Annotated in this window: 20 protein-coding genes; 11 read left to right on the forward strand and 9 right to left on the reverse strand. The window is 62.9% G+C overall.

Annotation, left to right across the window (positions count from 1 at the left end; translation table 11 throughout):
* Positions 1 to 13: 13 nt before the first annotated feature.
* Positions 14 to 631, reverse strand: a complete 618-nt coding sequence (locus ACN0WV_RS07175) for a CDP-alcohol phosphatidyltransferase family protein (protein ID WP_417604665.1) — start codon at positions 629 to 631, stop codon at positions 14 to 16.
* Between the two features lie 474 nt (positions 632 to 1,105).
* Here ACN0WV_RS07175 and idi point away from each other — a divergent pair, with 474 nt between their 5' ends.
* Positions 1,106 to 1,624, forward strand: coding sequence for an isopentenyl-diphosphate delta-isomerase (gene idi / locus ACN0WV_RS07180; RefSeq protein ID WP_417604667.1), 519 nt, complete (start codon positions 1,106 to 1,108; stop codon positions 1,622 to 1,624).
* Between the two features lie 39 nt (positions 1,625 to 1,663).
* Here the strand turns inward: idi and ACN0WV_RS07185 are convergent, their stop codons facing one another.
* The gene (locus tag ACN0WV_RS07185; RefSeq protein ID WP_417604777.1) at positions 1,664 to 2,176 is read right to left on the reverse strand and encodes a DUF2478 domain-containing protein; all 513 of its coding nucleotides are present in this window, start codon (positions 2,174 to 2,176) and stop codon (positions 1,664 to 1,666) included.
* A gap of 64 nt (positions 2,177 to 2,240) precedes the next feature.
* Here ACN0WV_RS07185 and ACN0WV_RS07190 point away from each other — a divergent pair, with 64 nt between their 5' ends.
* From ACN0WV_RS07190 to ACN0WV_RS07205, 4 genes are read left to right on the forward strand one after another with little or no spacing between them, the layout of a single operon-like run.
* Positions 2,241 to 3,113: a formate dehydrogenase accessory sulfurtransferase FdhD gene (locus ACN0WV_RS07190; RefSeq protein ID WP_417604668.1), complete on the forward strand. Its 873-nt coding sequence runs from the start codon at positions 2,241 to 2,243 to the stop codon at positions 3,111 to 3,113.
* Positions 3,110 to 3,739, forward strand: coding sequence for a molybdenum cofactor guanylyltransferase MobA (gene mobA, locus ACN0WV_RS07195; RefSeq protein WP_417604670.1), 630 nt, complete (start codon positions 3,110 to 3,112; stop codon positions 3,737 to 3,739). The genes ACN0WV_RS07190 and mobA overlap by 4 nt, the downstream gene beginning before the upstream one ends.
* Positions 3,736 to 4,230, forward strand: a complete 495-nt coding sequence (mobB, locus tag ACN0WV_RS07200; protein WP_417604672.1) for a molybdopterin-guanine dinucleotide biosynthesis protein B — start codon at positions 3,736 to 3,738, stop codon at positions 4,228 to 4,230. Before mobA ends, mobB begins: the two co-directional genes overlap by 4 nt.
* Positions 4,227 to 6,368, forward strand: coding sequence for a molybdopterin-binding protein (locus ACN0WV_RS07205; RefSeq protein ID WP_417604674.1), 2,142 nt, complete (start codon positions 4,227 to 4,229; stop codon positions 6,366 to 6,368). The genes mobB and ACN0WV_RS07205 overlap by 4 nt, the downstream gene beginning before the upstream one ends.
* A 4-nt stretch (positions 6,369 to 6,372) precedes the next feature.
* Here the strand turns inward: ACN0WV_RS07205 and ACN0WV_RS07210 are convergent, their stop codons facing one another.
* The 6 genes from ACN0WV_RS07210 to ACN0WV_RS07235 form a co-directional block, all read right to left on the reverse strand.
* Positions 6,373 to 6,600 (reverse strand): sulfurtransferase TusA family protein, encoded by a 228-nt coding sequence (locus ACN0WV_RS07210; RefSeq protein ID WP_417604676.1) that lies wholly within the window; start codon positions 6,598 to 6,600, stop codon positions 6,373 to 6,375.
* Between the two features lie 342 nt (positions 6,601 to 6,942).
* The gene (locus ACN0WV_RS07215) at positions 6,943 to 8,937 is read right to left on the reverse strand and encodes a sensor histidine kinase (protein ID WP_417604678.1); all 1,995 of its coding nucleotides are present in this window, start codon (positions 8,935 to 8,937) and stop codon (positions 6,943 to 6,945) included.
* 280 nt (positions 8,938 to 9,217) lie between these two features.
* Positions 9,218 to 9,697, reverse strand: a complete 480-nt coding sequence (locus tag ACN0WV_RS07220; protein ID WP_417604680.1) for a DUF6505 family protein — start codon at positions 9,695 to 9,697, stop codon at positions 9,218 to 9,220.
* A complete protein-coding gene (locus ACN0WV_RS07225) occupies positions 9,694 to 10,404 on the reverse strand; it encodes a biotin/lipoate--protein ligase family protein (RefSeq protein ID WP_417604682.1) in 711 nt (236 codons plus the stop codon). The genes ACN0WV_RS07220 and ACN0WV_RS07225 overlap by 4 nt, the downstream gene beginning before the upstream one ends.
* Complete coding sequence (locus ACN0WV_RS07230) at positions 10,401 to 11,465, reverse strand: Mrp/NBP35 family ATP-binding protein (protein ID WP_417604684.1); 1,065 nt, start codon at positions 11,463 to 11,465, stop codon at positions 10,401 to 10,403. The genes ACN0WV_RS07225 and ACN0WV_RS07230 overlap by 4 nt, the downstream gene beginning before the upstream one ends.
* 4 nt (positions 11,466 to 11,469) lie before the next feature.
* Complete coding sequence (locus ACN0WV_RS07235; protein ID WP_417604686.1) at positions 11,470 to 11,661, reverse strand: DUF6494 family protein; 192 nt, start codon at positions 11,659 to 11,661, stop codon at positions 11,470 to 11,472.
* 59 nt (positions 11,662 to 11,720) lie between these two features.
* Between ACN0WV_RS07235 and ACN0WV_RS07240 the strand changes: the two genes are divergently transcribed.
* Positions 11,721 to 12,464, forward strand: coding sequence for a hypothetical protein (locus tag ACN0WV_RS07240; protein WP_417604687.1), 744 nt, complete (start codon positions 11,721 to 11,723; stop codon positions 12,462 to 12,464).
* Here the strand turns inward: ACN0WV_RS07240 and ACN0WV_RS07245 are convergent.
* Positions 12,458 to 14,407 carry a 4Fe-4S binding protein gene (locus tag ACN0WV_RS07245; RefSeq protein ID WP_417604689.1) on the reverse strand — a complete coding sequence of 650 codons (1,950 nt, stop codon included), beginning with the start codon at positions 14,405 to 14,407 and terminating at the stop codon, positions 12,458 to 12,460. The genes ACN0WV_RS07240 and ACN0WV_RS07245 overlap by 7 nt on opposite strands.
* 371 nt (positions 14,408 to 14,778) lie before the next feature.
* On the opposite strand from ACN0WV_RS07245, the gene ACN0WV_RS07250 reads away from it, so the two are divergent.
* The 5 genes from ACN0WV_RS07250 (at position 14,779) to ACN0WV_RS07270 (ending at position 19,990) form a co-directional block, all read left to right on the forward strand.
* Positions 14,779 to 15,312 carry a DUF3305 domain-containing protein gene (locus ACN0WV_RS07250; protein WP_417604778.1) on the forward strand — a complete coding sequence of 178 codons (534 nt, stop codon included), beginning with the start codon at positions 14,779 to 14,781 and terminating at the stop codon, positions 15,310 to 15,312.
* Positions 15,309 to 15,956, forward strand: coding sequence for a DUF3306 domain-containing protein (locus tag ACN0WV_RS07255; RefSeq protein WP_417604691.1), 648 nt, complete (start codon positions 15,309 to 15,311; stop codon positions 15,954 to 15,956). The genes ACN0WV_RS07250 and ACN0WV_RS07255 overlap by 4 nt, the downstream gene beginning before the upstream one ends.
* Positions 15,953 to 16,561 carry a TorD/DmsD family molecular chaperone gene (locus ACN0WV_RS07260; RefSeq protein WP_417604693.1) on the forward strand — a complete coding sequence of 203 codons (609 nt, stop codon included), beginning with the start codon at positions 15,953 to 15,955 and terminating at the stop codon, positions 16,559 to 16,561. Before ACN0WV_RS07255 ends, ACN0WV_RS07260 begins: the two co-directional genes overlap by 4 nt.
* An 85-nt stretch (positions 16,562 to 16,646) precedes the next feature.
* Positions 16,647 to 16,838 (forward strand): twin-arginine translocation signal domain-containing protein, encoded by a 192-nt coding sequence (locus ACN0WV_RS07265; RefSeq protein ID WP_417604695.1) that lies wholly within the window; start codon positions 16,647 to 16,649, stop codon positions 16,836 to 16,838.
* A gap of 104 nt (positions 16,839 to 16,942) precedes the next feature.
* Positions 16,943 to 19,990 (forward strand): formate dehydrogenase subunit alpha, encoded by a 3,048-nt coding sequence (locus ACN0WV_RS07270; RefSeq protein WP_417604697.1) that lies wholly within the window; start codon positions 16,943 to 16,945, stop codon positions 19,988 to 19,990.
* The last annotated feature ends 2 nt before the right edge of the window (positions 19,991 to 19,992 follow it).

A 19,992-nucleotide genomic window follows, 5' to 3' on the forward strand; every position in this document is an offset into this window, starting at 1 on the left:
AAAGTGCCCTGCGTCATGCGGGCGGTTGGGCAAAAGCCTGCCATCCCTGCCACCAGCGTGTCAGGGTCGTGATCGCGCAGGCCGCAGCGAACATCAATGCCAGCACAGGGAACAGGTCCGGAAACAGGCACATGGCAACAAACAGACCGATGGTTTCCGCGCCTTCGGTCAGCCCGCCAAGGTAATAGATCCCCTTGGTGGGATAGGCCTCTGGCCGCAGCCCGCGTTGACCTGCGATGACCGCAAAGGCCAGAAAGGATGACCCGGTGCCGACAAACGCCGCGATCAACACGGCGGCAGGCAGGGCGTTCTGCGCCGGATCGGCCAGCGCAAATCCCAGCGGCACCAATGCGTAGAAGGCGAAGTCCAGCGCGATATCCAGGAAAGCGCCGCGATCGGTGGGGCTGGTCAGGCGCGCGACCGCACCGTCCAGCCCGTCGAAAAGTCGGTTCAGAGCGATCAGCGTCAAAGCAACGCCGTAAGATCCAAACGCCAGTGAGGGTATGGCCAAAAGACCGATCCCGAAACCCGCCAGTGTCAGATGGTCGGCACTGATACCGCGGGCGGCAATGGCCTTGGCGAGCGGCTCAAGTAGGCGTCTTTGCAGAGGCAAAAGGGCTGCGTCGATCATCGGAAACCTACCTTGCGGGGCAAACCTGCACGGTTGGCGCGACGAAGCGCGGCACCGCCGAACTTGACCGCCACCGAGAAACCGCGCGAGTTCGGCACCGGTTTGCGGCGTCTCACAGCCCGGCGCATCGGCGGTGCGCGCCCAATCAAAGGCAGGGCGCATGGCTCCGTGGTTATCATCGCAACGCGTCTCAGGCTTTCGGTTCCTTTTTTCGTCATGCCCGCATTGGGCGTCCTGTGTTATCGTGTCTTGTCGAAACGACGGGTCTTTCCGCGCCGGACCGGACAATTCCGCACATTGGCATGATCGGAGCCGTGCAATCCAGCGGCTTCACGACATGGTGTTCCGTGCGGAGCATCGGTGATCCCTGTCAGCAAGCCATATGGACCCGGTTTGCCATGTCGTGCTAATTCGATGGACCGGTACAGCAGGGCGGCCCCGCGAGGGCCGTCGGACAAGGAAAACGGCAGCCAAATGGAAACGATGATCCCCGCATGGGTGGACGGCACGCTGTGCCCTGTCGAAAAGCTGGAGGTGCATCGCCGCGGCCTGCGCCACAAGGCGGTGTCGGTTTTCGTGATGTGCGGAGCGCAGACGCTGATCCAGCGTCGCGCGCTGACGAAATACCATACGCCGGGGCTTTGGGCGAATGCCTGCTGCACGCATCCTTACTGGGACGAGGCGGCAGAGGACTGCGCAACGCGACGGTTGCAGCAGGAACTGGGCATCGAGGGCCTGCCGATCCGCCATCGCGGGCAGGTGCATTATCGCGCCGATGTGGGCGGCGGACTGACCGAGGATGAGGTCGTCGAGATATTCACCGCCGAGGCGTCGGACGACACTGAGTGCGTTCTGAACCCTGACGAGGTGGCAGAGGTCGCGTGGATCGACCTTGACGCGTTGGTCGCGGACACCACCCGCAGACCAGAGCGCTATACACCGTGGCTGCGGATCTATCTGCGGGACCATATCAACGATATCTTTGCGATCTGAAATATTCCGCAGAACGACGTCCGAAACGGATCAGAATTTTCAAACGTGGTCTGAGGCCCTTTGCCGCAGGCACCAGGCGGCGACCGTCGAGACATCCGGTTCCAGCGGCTCTGCCAGGTCCTCGGCATAGGTCAGAAACGCGTCCAGCGATCCGGGATTGACCGCAACCAGCACCGGAATATCGCGCGACAGCGCCTCGGCGATTACCGGTCGAAAGCCGCGCCCGTCCATTTCCTGCTTGCCGAATTTGTTCACCACCAACAGGTCTGCGCCATCGTCAAGCCCTGCGGTGACCAGCCCGACTGCGCGTTCCAGCCCGTCTGGATCCAGTCGGCAGCCCTGTGAATGCGTGCCAAGATCCTGACTGATCCGCACCACCTCTGTTCCGGACAGGATATGCAGATCCATGTGGCATTTATGCGCCGGTTTGCCTTCCGGATTGACCTGCACCGCACCTGTCAGGCGTAGCCCTTTGTCACGCAGCCGCGCGGCCACGTCCCGGATCAACCGATCCGCCGCTCCGCGCCCGTCAGCCACCACATAGCCCAGCATGTTACGTCCCTTGCAACTCTGCCGACCCGCATACATGATGCCCGCCGAACAGGAAAGTGACCGCATGATACAGCCGCCTGATTATCCCGTGCTGCCCAATCCCGGCGACCCTCGACTGACGCGCCGGATCACCGGGACGGACCATACCGGCGCGGCCACGGAAATTGCCGTGGTCGAAGAGCGCCCCCTGACCATGTATCTCAACCGGCAAGAGATCGTGACGGCGATGACCATCGGCGATCACCCGGAATATCTGGCGCTGGGTTTCCTGCGCAATCAGGGCATGCTGCGCGCCGATGACGTGGTCACTGGCGTCGATTACGACGACGAGATCGAGACCGTGGTGGTGCGCACTGCGCGCGAGACGACCTACGAGGAAAAGCTGCAAAAGAAGACCCGCACCAGCGGTTGCGCGGTCGGCACGGTCTTTGGCGATATGATGGAGGGGCTGGAGGGGCTGACACTGCCCGCCGCCCGGATCCGGACAAGCTGGCTTTATGCGCTGGCGCGGCAGATCAATACCACGCCGTCGCTGTATCTTGAGGCGGGTGCTATTCATGGCACGGTGCTGTGTCAGCAGGATCGCCCGCTGGTCTATATGGAGGATGTCGGTCGACACAACGCCGTCGACAAGATCGCAGGCTTCATGTTTCGCCATGACGTGTCAGCAGACGACAAGATCCTTTATACGACCGGACGGCTGACATCGGAGATGGTCATCAAGACCGCGCTGATGGGCATCCCCGCGCTGGCCTCTCGGTCGGGTTTCACCGCCTGGGGTGTAGAAATCGCGCAGCAGGTCGGACTGACCTTGATAGGCCGGATGCGCGGGCAGCGGTTTGTCTGCCTCAGCGGCGAGGATCGGCTGGTGCGCGATACTGACCCCGCCAGCGTGCCTGAGGAAAGCGCGCGTTCGCGGCGCAAGTCGGCCACATGAAACAACCTTACGGGATCATTCTGGCAGGCGGGCAGGCGACCCGTATGGGCGGTGGCGACAAGGCGCTGCTGGATCTTGCCGGCGCGCCGCTTTTATCGCATGTCATCGACCGGTTGGCGCCGCAGGTGGCCGGGCTGGCCTTGAACGCGAATGGCGATCCCGCGCGCTTTGCGGATTTTGACCTGCCGGTTGTGCCGGATAGCCTTCAGGGGTTTCTTGGCCCACTGGCAGGGGTGCTTGCAGGGTTGGACTGGGCAGCAGAACAAGGGGCAGATGCCTTGATCTCCGTCGCCGCTGACACGCCGTTTTTTCCGTGCGATCTGGTGCCGCAGCTTCTGCTGGCCTCCGAAGGGCAGGCGCATCCGCTGGTACTGGCCGCAACCAAGGGCGATGCGCAGACCAAGTCAAAATCGCGCTCGGGCCTGATCCGGCATCCGACCTTTGGCCTTTGGCCGGTTGCGCTGCGCGATGACCTGCGGGACGCGTTGCGGGACGGGTTGAAGAAAGTCGTTCTGTGGACCGACCGGCACGGTGGCCGCGAGGCGCTGTTCCCTTCGGACGGGCTTGATCCGTTCTTCAACGTCAACACGCCAGAGGATCTGGCCCGCGCGCAGGCGATGCTATGAAAGTATATGGCGTCACAGGCTGGAAGAATGCCGGAAAGACCGGGTTGATGGAGCGTCTGGTCGCTGAAATCTGTGGTCGTGGGCTGACGGTCTCGACCGTGAAACACGCGCATCACGATACGGATGTGGATCAGCCCGGTCGTGACAGCTTTCGCCACCGCGCGGCGGGCGCGCGCGAGGTGCTGTTGGCTTCGCCACATCGCTGGGCCTTGATGCATGAGTTGCGCGACGCGCCGGAGCCTGCGCTTTCCGATTTGCTGGCGCGGCTGTCTCCCGTCGATCTGGTGTTGATCGAGGGCTACAAGCGCGAGCCGTATCCCAAGATCGAAGCCTTCCGCACACAAAACGGCAAGCCGCCACTGGCGGATCGGAATGACACGATCCGCGCCGTCGCGTCGGACGTTCCGCATCCCGATCTGTCATTGCCCTGCATGGATCTGGACGACACTGCCGCGATTGCGGATTTCATCCTGCGCGAGGTCGGGCTGTGAAGGTGGACCGCGTCGCAATTCTGGATTGGTCCACCGCTGGCAAACCCCGGCTGGGCAAGGATTCCATCTGGCTGGGCATTGTGGACAGCGCCGGTGTCACCGCCGAAAATCTGCCAACGCGCACCGAGGCCGAAGCACGGCTGGAAACCCTGATTGCAGAGACATTGGCGGGGGGGCAGCGCCTGTTGCTCGGGGTGGATTTCAATCTGGGCCATCCCGCTGGCTTTGCGCGGCATCTGACTGGCGAAGCGCGCGCACAGGCGGTCTGGGCATGGCTGGCGGCCCGTGTGGTGGACGGGCCGGACAATGCACATAACCTGCTGCATGTCGCGGCCGAGGCCAACGCAGCCTTTCCAGGACAGGGGCCGTTCTGGGGCAACGCGCGCAAGGCTGACATACCGGGCTTACCGCGCACCAGGCCCGACTTGCCCGAGGGACTGGCCGCAGCGCGCAAGGCGGAAACATCGGCCACCGGACCGGGCGCACGGCCGAAATCCGTCTGGCAACTGTCGGGCGCTGGTGCGGTCGGCGCGCAAGGCCTGATGGGTATGGCGATGGTGCATCGCCTGCGGGCGCGGTTTGCCGGGCAACTGGCGGTCTGGCCGTTTGAGCCGACCGATGCGGCTGTAACGGTGGCAGAGGTTTACCCCTCGATGCTGTCGGCCGAATGCAAGGCGCTGTGTGCCGCCAATCCCGCGATGGCAATGGACGAAGCGCAGGTCCGGCTTCTGGCTCAGGCGCTTTATACGCAATCTGTGAGAGGTGATCTGACAGCCCTCATGGACCCGTCCCAAGACGCGGATCTCATCGCCGAAGAGGGCTGGATTCTGGGGGCAGGGCATCAAATGGCGTTGCGCCGGGCTGTGCCTGCGACGCAAGAACCACCCCGCTTGCGGGATGATTGCTTTGCCATGCCGCAGGGTGTGGATTGGGTGCCGGTGGATGACGCATTGGACCGATTGCGCGCGGCGTTGAAGCCGATAACGATGCAGGAAACCTGCCCGACGACACAGGCCGCCGGGCGGGTTCTCGCTGCCGAGTGCCTGGCGCGGCGATCCAATCCGCCCCGGCCGAACTCTGCCGTGGATGGCTACGGTTTTGCCCATGCGGCAACAGGGGAGGGGCCACAGCGCCTGCCGCTGGTCGAGGGGCGCGCCGCCGCTGGCCAGCCGTTTGAAGGGACAGTGCCGCAAGGGGCCGCCATCCGCATTCTGACGGGCGCGATCCTGCCCGATGGCGTGGATACGGTGGTGCTGGAAGAAGACACTGCCAATGATGGTGCGGCGGTCGTCTTTGACGGGCCGGTGAAGCCGCGTGCCAATACGCGCAAAGCGGGCGAAGACGTGGTGCAGGGAGCGCTTGCCTTGCCTGCAGGCCACCGTTTGCGCGCGCCTGATCTGGCGCTGCTGTCAGCGCTCGGCGTGCCCGAGGTTCAGGTCTTCCGGCCTCTGCGCGTCGGAGTGCTGTCCACGGGGGACGAGATCATCGCCGCGCCGGACTTGCCTGCATTGCCGCATCAGATCTGGGATGCCAACCGCCCGATGCTGCTGACACTGGCGCAGAACTGGGGGTATCAGGCGGTCGATCTTGGCCATGCGCGCGACGACCCCGAAGCGATTGCCGCCCGGCTGAACGACGGGGCTGCGCGGGCCGACGTGATCCTGACCTCGGGCGGCGCATCGGCAGGGGATGAGGATCACGTCTCGGCCTTGCTGCGCGCGCGTGGGGCGCTGTCCAGCTGGCGCATCGCGTTGAAACCGGGGCGACCTCTGGCGCTGGCACTCTGGGGCGGGACGCCGGTATTCGGTTTGCCGGGCAACCCGGTGGCGGCGCTGGTCTGCGCACTGATTTTCGCCCGCCCCGCGTTTTCGCTGATGGCGGGGGCCGGGTGGCTGGTGCCGCAAGGCTTCACCGTTCCGGCGGCTTTCACGAAGTTCAAGAAACCGGGCCGCCGGGAATACCTGCGGGCCCGGCTGAACACGGATGGGGCGGCCGAGGTCTTTGCATCTGAGGGGTCGGGCCGAATCGGTGGGCTTTCCTGGGCGGACGGATTGGTGGAACTGCCTGATGAGGCGATGGATGTTGCGCCTGGCACGCCAGTCAAGTACCTGCCATATTCGAGCCTTGGCGTGGTCTGAACGCTCAGCCGCGTCGGATCAGGTATACCTGCGCATCGATTTCTTCTTCCATGCTGATCAATTCATGCCCTGATTCCGCGCAGAAATGCGGCACGTCCACCACCGCAGCAGGATCGGTGGCAAGCATCCGCAGCACCTGCCCTTGGGCCATGTCCTGTAGGCGTTTGCGCGCTTTCAATACGGGCAGCGGGCAAAGCAATCCGCTGGCGTCGAGTTCGTTATCCCATTCCATGTGCACAGACATATGACCGTCGGATGGCGCTGTCCATCACTGCCATAAAGAGATGAGAATCTTCTCGGGACGAGGATTCCTACACCAAGGGCAAGCTACCAGTCCCGTCGGTTAAGAACGACTGACCGAACAGGGGCTCAGAGGTGCATGAGAAAAACCGAAAAAGTCTGGTAAGCCGACAACGATATTCGACCTCAAGCAAATCACGCCGTTGCCCACCCCATGAATAGGATGAGGGTTGAGCAGTTCGGATGACTGCTGCGTGCAGGATGTCCGCCGTGATCGCAGCCCGCCCCGGGCTTGACCCGGGGCCTCGCGGTCGGCCAGCCCAAAGGCCCCGGGTCAAGCCCGGGGCGGGTCCGGTCCATCGTCGACCGTTTCCTCATCTGGATCCGCCGCCGGCAGCCACACGGTGAACTCGGCACCGCCAGTGGATCGGTTGCGCGCACTGATGCGGCCGCCCGCGCGTTGCACCAGCGTTTGAGAGATGGACAAGCCCAAGCCGGTGCCCAGCCCGCGCTTTGTCGTGAAAAATGGATCGAACACCGAAGACAGGATATCTTCGGGCATGCCTGGCCCGGTGTCGCGGACGATCAGGTAAGCTCCGGCGGTGCCATCGCGATGTTGTTGTCCAAGCTCCAGCTCCAGCCGCCCGTGTCGGTTCATCGCCTGTACGGCGTTGACGATCAGATTAATGATGACCTGCTGCATCTCACCCGCGTCGACGCAGACCAGCGGGGCGGGATGAAACGTCGTGTGGACCGCGATTTCACCCTTTGAAATCGCGTGTTTGACCAGCACCAGACAGTCATTCACCACGGGTTTCAGATCATTCACCTCGGCTTGGTCGCCGCCTTCGCCGGGACCGGCGAAATGCAGCAACTTGCCGACGATCACCGCAATCCGGGTGACCTGGTCATCTATCAGGTTCAGCTCTGTTTGCACCTTCGCGCTGCCGTCGCCCAAAGTCTCGCGGATCACATCTACGTTGCCCTGAATGACGGCGACGGGATTGTTGATCTCATGCGCGACGCCGGCGGTGATCACGCCGATCGAGGCCAGCTTCTCGCTGACCACAAGCTGACGGTAGGTGTCCTCCAGCCTGTCATTCGCGTCGCGCAGCTGCGCGGTGCGTTCATCGACGCGTTGGTTCAGGTCATCCGCCCAGGCCCGCAACCGACGGTCGCGATCCTGTACCTGATCCAGCAGATCGTCGAGATGTCCGGCGACCGCGCCAATCTCGCCTCTGGCATTTACCTGTCCGATGCGGGCGGACAGGTCGCCTTCGCCCACGCGGCCCATCGTTTGGGTCATGCGTTCCAACGGTGCGAAAATACCCTTGGCCATCCATAGAAACACCGGTGCGGAGACGGCCAGAACTGCCGCAAACGCCCCCAGCATCCACAAGATGGCCCCGCGTTTGGCTGCGGCGAAGGGGGCCTCCAGAAAGCCTACATAAAGCATGCCGACACGTTCCCCGAAACTGTCGGTCAGGGGCATGTAGCCGGAAATATACCAGTCGTTTACCACGAAGGCGCTGTCCAGCCAGGTGCGCCCCTCGCCCAGCACGGTGCCGCGCACGGCGGCAGAAACGCGGGTGCCAAGTGCCCGCACGTTTTCGAACAGACGCACATTGGTCGAGATCCGCACATCCTCCAGAAACAGGGTCGCCGTGCCTTGCCTGTCGCCGCCGGTCACGGCGTTGAGGTAGACCAAGTCGTTGATCGCATCTATGAAATCCAGGTTGCGGTTCAGAAGGCTGCCGCCCACCAGCACGCCTTCCTGGCCGGTCAGCCGCACCGGGCTTGCCGAATGCACCACCATGCCGCGATCTTCGGCCGTGCGATCGGTGGGGACGGCGGCCTCGGTGTCGATCAGGTCGATCCGGGCGCGACGGGTAAGATCACCGGGCAGGGCTGCCAGCGCTTCGGCGTCAAAGATGTCGATGCTTGTCTTGGCCCTGCCAGCAAGCGCTTCGGCGATGACCGGCCAGCGGGTCGCCGCGTTCCGGGCGCTGTCGCGTGGCAAGTAGGACAGGAAATCCAAACCAAGCTCTGCGCGCTTTTGTGCAAGGAAGGTTTTCTGTGCAGATGGTCCTGCCGCCAATTTGCGCGCAAATTCGACAGAGCCCGCGATTCCCAATAATTCGTCGCCCGTTTTTTCGGTAAGCTGCGCGAGGTATTGCTCGGCGATGCGCAGGTCGCTTTCGACATTCGCGATCAAAAGCTTGTCGTAATCCGCCGTCCAGCGCGTCATGCCGATCACAAGCAGAAAGGGCATCAACAGAACCAGCGGGGCAAGCGCCAGAAAAAGCAGACGCAGGCGAACTGAGGTCATGTGGGGAACTCTCCTCGGGCCACCAAAGCCTACGCGTTACCGCAACCCGGTGCAAACCTGCGCTGGTGCCCTAAGATCGGAGCGGTCCGGGGCCGTTGAACCTGTCTTGTTCAATCAAAACACTTATCTCAAACTGGATGACCACGCGCAGAATGCGGCAAATGTGGGGTACGTTTGACAGTGCCTGCGCGTTGATCAAGGGATGCACGAGCGATGGTGAGACGCCGTTTTCGTCTCCCGCTGGGGCCGTCAGAAGCTTTTCAATGTGACCCCAAACTGGTCAGCCTTCGACATCGCCATGGATGGCGAACTGGTCCAGCCCGGCATCCTGAGCCTCGATCACCCGGAACGCCTCGCGCACGCCTGCCTCGGTCAATTCGCGGGCGACGGTCAGCAGCGTGTTGGGCGCGTGATCTTCGCACAGGTCGGTCATCTGCGCGATTTCTTCGGCAGCAACAGGCCGCGCGGCCTCGGGCGAGGGGGCACCGTAATAGGTCACGAAATGCTGTGCCAGAAGGCCGGTCAGTGTCTCGACCTCGGACGGTTCAACCGCCGTGACCGCGACAAAGGTCACGCGCCCGCCGGTTTCCAGCCCCAGCCAGCCGTTGGCGAAGGCCTGGCGCGCTTTGCCGGACAGGTCGGCCTCGGTCCAGTTGGAAAACTCGAACCCGCCGGAAATGCACCATTCGCCGGTCCGCGCCGGGCTGGCAAAGACACGCTGATCGCTTTCGTCGAAATGGATGGCGCGGGCGAGTTTCATGGCGGGCTCTCCAATAGCGTCGTAAGCGGGATAAGGCGGGTGGCGGTCCCGGTGCGCAGCAACATTCCGAAATCTTCGTCAATGCCCAGAAAAGTGCCGCTCTGGCCCTCGGGGGCGGCGGGTTCGCCGATGCCGAATGCAAGCCCGCGCCACTCGGCATGCAGAGGTTGCGGACCTTCGGTTTCCCATCGGTTGATCCAGTTCAGCGTATGGCGCGACCAGCTTTCGATCAACGCGGGCGGGGCAATATCGGCACAGCCTTCGGCGTAAAGCGCGGTCCGGTCCGGGGTTGCGCCTGCATCGTCTTCCGGCAGCAGAGGCAGAGCAAAACCCACGACCAGCCAGTCCACCATGGCCGCCGGATCGACATCCGAGGCCATGACCCGAAACCGGCCACAGCCCGCGCCATTGACGCGAATGCCGCCTTCCCATCCAAGGTGCACGGCGACCTCGGGCGGGGCCAGCGCGCCAAGCGCGTTCTGTAACCCCACACCGCAGAGCGGCAGCATCGCCATGGCTTTGGCAAGCGGGACTTCGGGCGCGAAGACCAGCGCCGCCTCGACCTGAAGGGGCCCAAGCACATAGGCCACCAGACCCGCGTCGCAGCCCATCGTCGCGCGCATGCAGGCGTGATCGAACGCGTTGCCCTGCGCGGGTTCGCCCCACATCAGCGGCGGAAATGTCGGCGCGTCGTGGTCTGGCGTCATGCCACGCCCTTTGCCACCAGCGCGGCGGCGATATCGTGAAAGGCACGGGCCTGTTTGCCGTCGGGCTGGCTGACGGTGATCGGCGCGCCGCCATCGGCGGCGAGCCGGATTTGCAGATCCAGCGGCACTTCGGCCAGCAGCGGAACGCCCAGCTTTGCCGCCTCTGTCGTAACGCCGCCATGGCCGAAAACGTGTTCCTCATGGCCGCAAGCGGAACAGATATGCGTGCTCATATTCTCGATCATGCCAAGGATGGGCACGTTCAACTGGTTGAACATGTCGATCCCCTTGCGCGCATCCAGCAGCGCGATGTCCTGCGGCGTGGACACGATGATCGCGCCGTCGACCTTTGCCTTCTGGCTCAGCGTCATCTGCACGTCCCCGGTGCCCGGCGGCAGATCGACCAGCAGCACATCCAGCGCGCCCCACTGCACCTGCATCATCATCTGCTGAAGCGCGCCCATCAGCATCGGTCCGCGCCAGACCACAGCCTGATCCTCGTTGGTCATCAACCCGATCGACATCATGGTGACGCCGTGGTTGCGCATCGGCAGGATGATCTTGCCATCCGGACTGGCCGGGCGTCCCGATATGCCCAACATGCGCGGCTGTGACGGCCCGTAGACATCGGCATCCAGCAAACCCACGCGGCGGCCCTGCTGGGCCAGCGCGCAGGCGATGTTGGCCGCCACGGTGGATTTGCCCACACCGCCCTTGCCCGAGGCGATGGCAATGATGTGGTCCACCCCCGGTATCCGCTCTGGCCCTTTGGGTTCGGCAGGGCGTTGCGGGCGCAGATCGGGCGGTGCCTTTTCGGTATGCCCGGTCATCACGACAGAGACCTGAGACACCCCGTCAAGCGCCACCAGCGCCGCCTCTGCCTGCGCTTTGATCTGCGTATAGGCATCGGCGTGGCTTGGTGCGATCTCCATCACGAAGCGAACGGTGCCTGCATCCACATTCAACGCACGCACCACGCCGCTTGCCACGATATCGCCGCCTGCGACAGGGTCGTCGAAAGCCTTGAGGGCTGCCAGAACGGCCTCTCTGCTGGCGGTCATGGGATCAGTCCTGATTGGTGATCTTGCCGGTGACCTCGTGGGTCATGTCCAGCTCTTCGATGGTGACAACGGCCTTGACGGCATAGGACTTGCCCGGCGCTCCCTTGTCGCGCATCGCCTCTTCGATGGCCTGCTGCGAGGTCACGCCAACCTGTTTAAGAAACTTCCGCATCGACATGTTGAAATCTTCGCTCATATCCTGATCTCCTTTGCTGGTGATTGACGCGCGCCACAATGCAGGCCTAACCTGCCCTCATGCCGTGGCGCATCCTGATAGCTGCTCTGGTCCTTGGTATGACGCCAATGACAGGCCGGGCGCAAGACAAGCTGGTGCAGCTTTACGCTCCGCCCGCATTGGTCGAAACCGGCCTGCTGCGTCACATCCTGCCGCGTTTTTCGCTCAAGACGCAAGTCAAGGTCGCCTTGCTGGAGGGTGCCGAGGGCGCGGACATCGTTCTGGGCGATGAGGGCCGGGCGCTGTTTCATGGCGCGGGCCGGACATGGCACATGGGGGTGGGCCGCCCGGATCATCCCGGCACAAAACGGTTGGCCGATTGGCTGACGTCGCAGGTGGGTCAACGCACGATCATCGGTTTTGCGCCTGAAGGCACGCCGTTGTTCGCGCCGCCGAAAGTGGCCGCGCCGCAGGTTGCCCGCGTGGAATTGGCCGGGGATCCGGCACTGGGTCAGGCGGTCTCGCGTCGGGAATGCGGGCGTTGTCACGTCGTGGATGCGGCGGCGCGTGGCGGCATCGGGTCCACCCCCAGCTTTGCGGTGCTGCGCAGCCTGCCGGACTGGGAAGAGCGGTTCATGGGTTTTTACGTCCTCAATCCGCATCCGGCCTTCACCCTGATTGATGGCGTTACCCCCGATTTCCCGATCGACAGACCGTCGCCCATCGTACCCGTCACCCTGACACTGGACGAGGTCGAGGCGGTGCTGGCCTTCGTCGCCACGATGGCGGCGGCCGATCTTGGGGCCCCTTTGCAACATCAGTGATCGCGACGCTTCGACAGGTAATCCTCGGTGGTGCGCACGCGCGGGCGTTCCTTGCCGGCAAACGGATTGTCGGTGGAATGAAACTGTGCGTTCACCCGGCAATTGTCACACATCTGGATCATCCTGAGCTTGTCGCCACCCGCGAACATCGCGTGATCTTGCAGCTTTTCGGTGATCCGGTCGATGGTGGATTTCACCCCGAAAAGCGCGCCGCACTCGATACAGGCAAAGGGCTCTTCTTCGTTGAGGACTTGCTGCGTCAATGCGGCATCCGTCAGGTCCAGCCGGGGAACAAGGCGCAGCGCATCCTCGGGGCAGACGGTGACGCACAACCCGCATTGCAGGCAGGCATCCTCCTGGAACCGCAGTTGCGGCAGGTCCGGGTTGTCGGCAAGCGCCCCGGACGGGCAAAGCGACACGCAGGACAGGCAAAGCGTGCAGGCGTCGGTATCCACCAGGACCGCGCCATAAGGTGCACCCTCGGGCAACGGCAGGGTTTGCGCGTGCGGATGCAGCGCGCGGGCGGCCTGCCGGGTGATCTGGCGACGGGTTCCCATCGGGCGGACGGGCTGGTCCAGCGCGGCGGGCGCGGCCTCGGCATAAAGCGCATCTGACAGCGCATCCGGGTCGGTCAAATCAAGGATCTTCGTCCGGTCCTGACCGGCAATCGCCGTCGCAAGCGCGATCTGTGCTGCCAAGGCGTCCATCTCGGCCCCCGGTCCGGGCAGCAGGCTGACTGAGGCGAAACCGGCGGCAAGGCCCGCGACTGCTTCGGCATGGCCGAAAGCGCCAATCGCGGGCAATTCGAGGGGAACCACATCGGCAGGCAGGCCGCGGCCATGCCGGGCCGACAGGCGGATCATCTCGGCCCCGTGGGCGTCATGCACCAGAAGGCGCGGCGCGGTTCCGCCCGCCGCCAGATAGGCCTGCGCCAGGGTCTGTACGCGGCGGAACGTCTCTGCCACCGGCGGCGCGTCATAGCTGACAGCGCCCGAGGGGCAGACCGCCGAACAGGCACCGCAGCCCGCGCAGATCATCGGGTCGATGCTGACATGGTCGCCATCCGGTGAAATCGCACCTGTCGGGCAAATGTCGAGGCATCGCGTACAGCCGGTCTGTTCGGCCCTTGAATGCGCGCAAAGCAGCGGCTCTGTCATCACATAGAGCGGCTTTTCGAATGTGCCCACCAGATGCGAGGCTGCGAGGACCGCCGAAGCGACGCCGGGGGCATGGTCGGGATCGGCGCGCAGATAGCCTTCGCGCTTTTCATGGGCTGGAAACAGGGGCGTCCCACCCGTCAGATCAAGGATCACGTCGCATTGCGATACACTGCCATCGCGCGGCTCGGTGAGGGAAAACGCGCCGCGTCCCCCCGGTTCAATCTGTTGCAGCGCGTCGATCTCAACCTCGAATTGGCCAAGCGCGCCTTTTGCCTTGCGCAACCGGCCGGCAATCACGTCAAAACTGCGGGTGTCGGGGATCTCTGCCGCGCTGTCCAGCAGGACGGTGACGCCAAGATGCGTACAAAGCTGATCGGCTGCCTGTAGCGCGACGTCCGTTGGCCCAAGGATCAGGCAAAGCCCCTCGGAGACGACATCGACGGTTTTCTCCGGTGTCGCTGGCAAAAGCGCCTCGGCGATCAGCGCGGACATTTTGGGCAGGGTAGAGCCCTTGTCGGCGGTCCATCCGGCACGGTCGCGCAGGTCCAGAAATGCAGGAGGCTCGGTGCCCAGTTCCGCCGCCAGCGTCTCGAATACTCGCGCCTCCTGGGTGCAGCAGAAAATCGTATCGTCGTGGGTCAGAGCGGCGGCGGCGCGGTCTATCTGCTGTGTACAAAGCGCCGAACAGGGTGCCCGGACGTCCTGCCCTGTTGCCGCACTCAGGGCCTTGTGGTCGATGGCCTGACTGCCCAGACAATCGCATGTTATCAATGTTTTGGCCAAGTTAGTGCCTCCCTTGCGCGGTGGCGTATTCCTCGTTTCGCCATGCCTCGCGCGTCCAAAGCCTAGACCTCTTTGGCGGCGCGCGACAACCGCTATTCTATCCTTGCTCATTGTGTCGTCAGGAAATCGCCGCGCCACGGGAATGTCTTGAGTCGGTTGGGCGGAGCTTCCAGAAACCAGAGGGAAATACTCGGATTGGACAAATCGTCCCTTGGTCTGCCGTGTGCGGGTCAGGCCGCCCCTTTTTGTCCAAAGCAAGCCCAAAGCGCGCATGTGCATGAAAAAAGCGTTTTGTCGGCGCGTCTTGTTGGCGCATGGTAGGCGTGGGGAGGCCAAGCGACTTGATGCACAATCCGAATAAGTATCGGACCATGCCGTTAGGAGTTGTTCTGCGCAAAGCGCCGGGCATTACGCGCTGGGTGCCCTGGTGCTGGACGGCGACGGCAGTATTGCCTGGCGCGGGGCCAGCGCGATGGCACGAGTTGCGCCGCGAAGGTGACGCCGTGGAATATCATGCCGCAACCGTGGTGCTGGAGCTTCACGGTTCTGATACCGAAGCGTATCTGCACGGGCTGACCGCAGCGATCCCCAGTGTCTATGTCGTGATGCGCGAGGGCGCGGACGATATGCCGTTGGATGTGGTGCTGGTCACGGCCTCACCTTACGAGGCGCAGGATTACACGGATAGTGGCGAAGAGATCGTCGAAAAAGTTCCGATGCCGCACGGGCTGGTGGCATGGGTGCGCGACTTCATTGAAGAGTTTCATCACGATGAGATTTTCGTCAAGCGCAAGCGTGACAAATTGCGGGTGGATCTGGTGCAGGACGGCGTTGGCGATCCCCGCATCGACAAGGAGGCGGATATTTACGCCTCGCCAACGCTGAAGCGGAGGCGTTTGCAATGAGTGACTTCTGGACCCGCCGAAAATCCGCCGTTCAAGCAGAGGAACGCGCCCAAGAGGCCGCACTGGCAGAGGCCGACGCGCAGGCCCGCGAGACGGAGTTGGCCGAACGCCGGGATGAGGAATTACTGGCAGAGGCTGGGATGCCGGACCCGGATATGCTCGCGGACGGGGAACAGGTGCGGGCTTTCATGCAATCGGCTCTGCCGGACCGGCTCAAAACTCGGGCATTGCGGCGCCTTTGGCGACTTGATCCTGTGCTGGCGAATGTCGATGGCTTGGTGGATTATGGCGGTGATTTTACCGATGCGGCCAATGTCGTGGAGAATCTCCAGACGACCTATCAGGTCGGCAAGGGCATGCTGAGGGCCATTCAGGCGCGCGCAGCGGAGGCTGAGCAGGAGCGCGAGGAGGAGGGAGAGGTCGCGGCGGCGGAGGTCCCGGATCAAGTCCGGGACGGGTTGGCTGTGTTGCCCGCGTCCGACGACGAAGCGCAACCCGTTGTTTCGGCCGACCCCGCCCCGGCCTCTGAGCCGGGGCCTTGCATCGACATCGCCGGATCATACGACACCGAGCAGGCCGCACCGACAGCGCGGCGCATGGTATTTTCTTTCAAGGAAAACGCCACATCACCGAGGAAGCAATGACCGCCACGCCCGACATCATCGCCATCAATGAAGAGGACCGCCTGCGCGCGGACCTGTACAATTTTCTTGGGCTGCTCCTGTCGCGCCCACCAGATGAGGGCCTATTGATTCAGACTGCCGGATTGTCAGGCGATGACAGTGATTTGGGTCAGGCGATCTCGACCCTTGCGAAGTTGGCAAAGCTGACGCGGACCGCAACGGTAGAAAGCGAATACAACCGCCTGTTCATCGGATTGGCGCGGGGCGAGTTGCTGCCCTATGCCAGTTACTACCTGACAGGTTTCCTGAACGAGAAGCCCCTTGCTACGCTGCGGCAGGACATGTCGGCGCGTGGGCTGGCGCGGGCCGAAAACGTGTTCGAGCCAGAGGACAATATCGCCAGCCTGATGGAGATGATGGGTGCGATGATTGTTGGCCGGTTCGGCGTGGCGGCGGATCTGGCAGCGCAAAAGAGCTTTTTCAACAAGCATATCGCGCCATGGGCGGGGCATTTCTTTTCCGATCTGGAGGCGGCGAAGAACTCTGTCTTCTATGCGCCTGTCGGTACGGTCGGCCGCATCTTTATCGGGATCGAGGCCGAAGCCTTTCGGATGAGCAAGGGATAACCCCTTCGACATCACATGTCTGCGGCGATTGGCTGTGGGCTCAGAGTGGCGGGAAACCGTCAGAACCAGTGAGGAGGTACTCACGATGACACGGAAAACCGACGAGGCCACAAGCCGCCGCGATTTCCTGAAACTCGCCGGAACCACGGCGCCGCTTGCGGCGGTGGCGATTGCGACCGGCGCGACGGAAGCAGAGGCCGCAGCGCCTGACCTGACATCAGAAAAGATGCAGGACACCGCGCATACCCGCGCTTACTACACCAGCGCCCGGTTCTGAACCGGATGCAGGATTTGGCCTGAGGACGACTGGTTGCGTGACGCCCGACTGTTCCGGCCTTCTTGTAAACCAAGCGCGCAAGAGGCGCGTGAAGGGAGGAAACCATGCTTAGGAAAAAGACCAACGGGGTTGCGCGACGCTCCCAACGGACAAGTATCCTGTCGGATGTGGCACAAACATCCGTTGACCGGCGCGCATTTCTGCGCGGGTCCGGTCTTGCGATCGGGGGCCTTGCGGCGATTGCCGCCACAGGCGGAACGGTCACACAGGCCAGCGCTCAATCTGCCGTAAGCGGTGCAGTAGAGCTGCGCACATCCGTCTGCACGCATTGTTCGGTCGGCTGTACCGTTCAGGCCGAGGTGTCGAACGGTGTCTGGATCGGGCAGGAGCCCGGCTGGGACAGCCCGTTCAACCTGGGCGCGCATTGCGCCAAGGGGGCCTCGGTGCGCGAACATGCGCATGGCGAACGCCGTCTGAAATACCCGATGAAAAAAGAGGGTGGTGAGTGGAAGCGCATCAGCTGGGAACAGGCGATCAACGAGATCGGCGACGGCATGATGCAGATCCGCGAGCAATCCGGCCCGGACAGCGTTTATTGGCTCGGCAGCGCCAAGCATAGCAACGAACAGGCCTATCTGTTCCGCAAATTCGCGAGCTACTGGGGCACGAATAACGTGGATCACCAGGCGCGGATCTGCCATTCGACCACGGTTGCGGGTGTTGCGAACACATGGGGCTACGGTGCCATGACCAACAGCTATAACGACATACATAATTCCAAGGCGATGTTCCTGATCGGGTCCAATCCGGCAGAGGCGCATCCGGTGTCGTTGCTGCATCTGCTGAAGGCGAAGGAAGAGAACAACGCGCCGCTGATCGTATGCGATCCGCGCTTCACCCGCACTGCGGCCCATGCCGACGAATATGTCCGTTTCCGTCCCGGCACCGATGTGGCGCTGATCTGGGGCATCCTGTGGCACATCTTCGAAAACGGGTGGGAGGACAAGGAGTTCATCCGCACCCGTGTCTGGGGCATGGATCAGATCCGCGAAGAGGTTGCCAAGTGGAACCCCGATGAGGTTGAGCGCGTGACCGGCACCCCCGGCAGCCAGCTGGGCCGCGTCGCCCGGACATTGGCCAACAACCGTCCCGGCACGCTGATCTGGTGCATGGGGGGAACCCAGCATTCGACGGGCAACAACAACACGCGCGCTTACTGCGTGCTGCAACTTGCGCTGGGCAATATCGGAACACGGGGCGGCGGTGCCAACATTTTCCGCGGCCATGACAATGTGCAGGGGGCCACGGATCTGGGTGTTCTGTCGCATACGCTACCCGGATATTACGGGCTTGCAAAAGGTGCCTGGCAGCATTGGGCACGGGTCTGGGAGGAGGACTTTGACTGGTTGAACGGTCAGTTCCAGACCGTCAAGGGCGCAGACAGCAAGGACAAGAACCTGATGTACGAGACCGGGATACCGGTGTCGCGCTGGATCGACGGGGTGCTGGAGGATGCCGAAAACATCGACCAGCCCCACAATCTGCGGGCGATGGTTCTGTGGGGGCATGCGCCGAATTCGCAAACCCGCATGGCCGAGATGAAGACCGCGATGGAAAAGCTGGACATGCTGGTCGTGGTTGACCCGTATCCTACAGTCTCGGCCGTGCTGCATGACCGGACCGATGGCGTCTATCTGCTGCCGGCCGCAACACAGTTCGAGACCTACGGATCGGTCACCGCGTCCAACCGGTCGCTGCAATGGCGCGAGAAGGTGTTCGACCCGTTGTTTGAATCCAAGCCGGATCAGGAGATCATCGGGTTGTTCGCCAAGAAGTTCGGCTTTCACGACCGCATGTTCCGCAACATCGCGATCGAGGAGGACGGCGTAACGCCCAATGTCGAGGATACGCTGCGCGAGCTCAATCGTGGCATGTGGACGGTGGGCTATACCGGGCAAAGCCCCGAGCGGCTGAAACTGCATATGGCCAACCAACACACGTTCGACCGCACCACGCTTCAGGCGATTGGCGGTCCGGCGGATGGCGATTATTACGGTCTGCCATGGCCTTGCTGGGGCACGCCCGAGATGAACCATCCCGGTACGCCGAATCTGTATGACATGTCCAAGCCTGTTGCAGAGGGTGGTTTGTGCTTCCGCGCCCGCTTCGGCGTCGAACGGGACGGTGACAATCTGTTGGCTGAAGGCGTGTTCAATCCCGGTTCGGAAATTCAGGATGGCTATCCGGAGTTCACCTATCAGATGCTTGTGGATCTGGGCTGGGATGGCGATCTGACGGATGCCGAGAAACGCTCTATCGCGGGTGTCGCAGGTGTCCAGATCGACGGTGGCGTTGGTGAAAGCGACGACGGCGACGATGGTGCAACTTCGGGACTGACCTCTGCCGATGGAACGCAAGGTGCCGCCGAAGAGGTGGGCGAACAGTCCATGTCGCCCTTCCCGTCGGATTTCAACGCCAAGGCAAAGGGCGTCAACTGGAAGACCGACCTTTCGGGTGGCATCCAGCGGGTCGCGATCAAGCATGGCTGTGCCCCTTTCGGCAATGCCAAGGCCCGTACCGTGGTGTGGACCTTCCCCGATCCCGTACCTGTCCACCGCGAGCCGCTTTATTCGCCGCGACGCGATCTGGTGGCCGATTATCCGACCTATGAGGACCGCAAGTTCTATCGCTTGCCGACCATGTATGCCTCGATCCAGAAGCAGGATTTCAGCAAGGATTATCCGATCATCCTGACCTCTGGTCGTCTGGTCGAATATGAGGGCGGGGGCGAAGAGACACGTTCCAACCCGTGGCTGGCGGAACTGCAACAGGATATGTTCGTCGAGATCAACCCGCGAGACGCCAACAATCTGGGCGTGCGTGACGGGGCGCAGGTCTGGGTCGAAGGTGCCGAAGGGTCGAAGGTCAAGGTCATGGCGATGGTGACACGACGGGTGGGCGAGGGCGTGGCCTTCATGCCCTTCCACTTCGGCGGCCATTTTCAGGGCGAGGATCTGCGGTCCAAATATCCCGACGGGGCCGACCCCTATGTGCTGGGGGAAAGTTCCAACACCGCCCAGACCTATGGCTATGACAGCGTGACCCAGATGCAGGAGACCAAGTGTACTCTCTGCAAGATCATGCCAGCGTAAGG

The sequence above is a fragment of the Primorskyibacter flagellatus genome, from assembly GCF_048268605.1.
Lineage (GTDB): Bacteria > Pseudomonadota > Alphaproteobacteria > Rhodobacterales > Rhodobacteraceae > Primorskyibacter > Primorskyibacter flagellatus.

Bases quoted from the DNA above. Each gene is read 5' to 3' on its own strand.
- ACN0WV_RS07175 (WP_417604665.1), bottom strand. From the start codon at position 631: ATGATCGACGCAGCCCTTTTGCCTCTGCAAAGACGCCTACTTGAGCCG.
- idi (WP_417604667.1), top strand. From the start codon at position 1,106: ATGGAAACGATGATCCCCGCATGGGTGGACGGCACGCTGTGCCCTGTC.
- ACN0WV_RS07185 (WP_417604777.1), bottom strand. From the start codon at position 2,176: ATGCTGGGCTATGTGGTGGCTGACGGGCGCGGAGCGGCGGATCGGTTG.
- ACN0WV_RS07190 (WP_417604668.1), top strand. From the start codon at position 2,241: ATGATACAGCCGCCTGATTATCCCGTGCTGCCCAATCCCGGCGACCCT.
- mobA (WP_417604670.1), top strand. From the start codon at position 3,110: ATGAAACAACCTTACGGGATCATTCTGGCAGGCGGGCAGGCGACCCGT.
- mobB (WP_417604672.1), top strand. From the start codon at position 3,736: ATGAAAGTATATGGCGTCACAGGCTGGAAGAATGCCGGAAAGACCGGG.
- ACN0WV_RS07210 (WP_417604676.1), bottom strand. From the start codon at position 6,600: ATGGAATGGGATAACGAACTCGACGCCAGCGGATTGCTTTGCCCGCTG.
- ACN0WV_RS07215 (WP_417604678.1), bottom strand. From the start codon at position 8,937: ATGACCTCAGTTCGCCTGCGTCTGCTTTTTCTGGCGCTTGCCCCGCTG.
- ACN0WV_RS07220 (WP_417604680.1), bottom strand. From the start codon at position 9,697: ATGAAACTCGCCCGCGCCATCCATTTCGACGAAAGCGATCAGCGTGTC.
- ACN0WV_RS07225 (WP_417604682.1), bottom strand. From the start codon at position 10,404: ATGACGCCAGACCACGACGCGCCGACATTTCCGCCGCTGATGTGGGGC.
- ACN0WV_RS07230 (WP_417604684.1), bottom strand. From the start codon at position 11,465: ATGACCGCCAGCAGAGAGGCCGTTCTGGCAGCCCTCAAGGCTTTCGAC.
- ACN0WV_RS07235 (WP_417604686.1), bottom strand. From the start codon at position 11,661: ATGAGCGAAGATTTCAACATGTCGATGCGGAAGTTTCTTAAACAGGTT.
- ACN0WV_RS07240 (WP_417604687.1), top strand. From the start codon at position 11,721: ATGCCGTGGCGCATCCTGATAGCTGCTCTGGTCCTTGGTATGACGCCA.
- ACN0WV_RS07250 (WP_417604778.1), top strand. From the start codon at position 14,779: ATGCCGTTAGGAGTTGTTCTGCGCAAAGCGCCGGGCATTACGCGCTGG.
- ACN0WV_RS07255 (WP_417604691.1), top strand. From the start codon at position 15,309: ATGAGTGACTTCTGGACCCGCCGAAAATCCGCCGTTCAAGCAGAGGAA.
- ACN0WV_RS07260 (WP_417604693.1), top strand. From the start codon at position 15,953: ATGACCGCCACGCCCGACATCATCGCCATCAATGAAGAGGACCGCCTG.
- ACN0WV_RS07265 (WP_417604695.1), top strand. From the start codon at position 16,647: ATGACACGGAAAACCGACGAGGCCACAAGCCGCCGCGATTTCCTGAAA.
- ACN0WV_RS07270 (WP_417604697.1), top strand. From the start codon at position 16,943: ATGCTTAGGAAAAAGACCAACGGGGTTGCGCGACGCTCCCAACGGACA.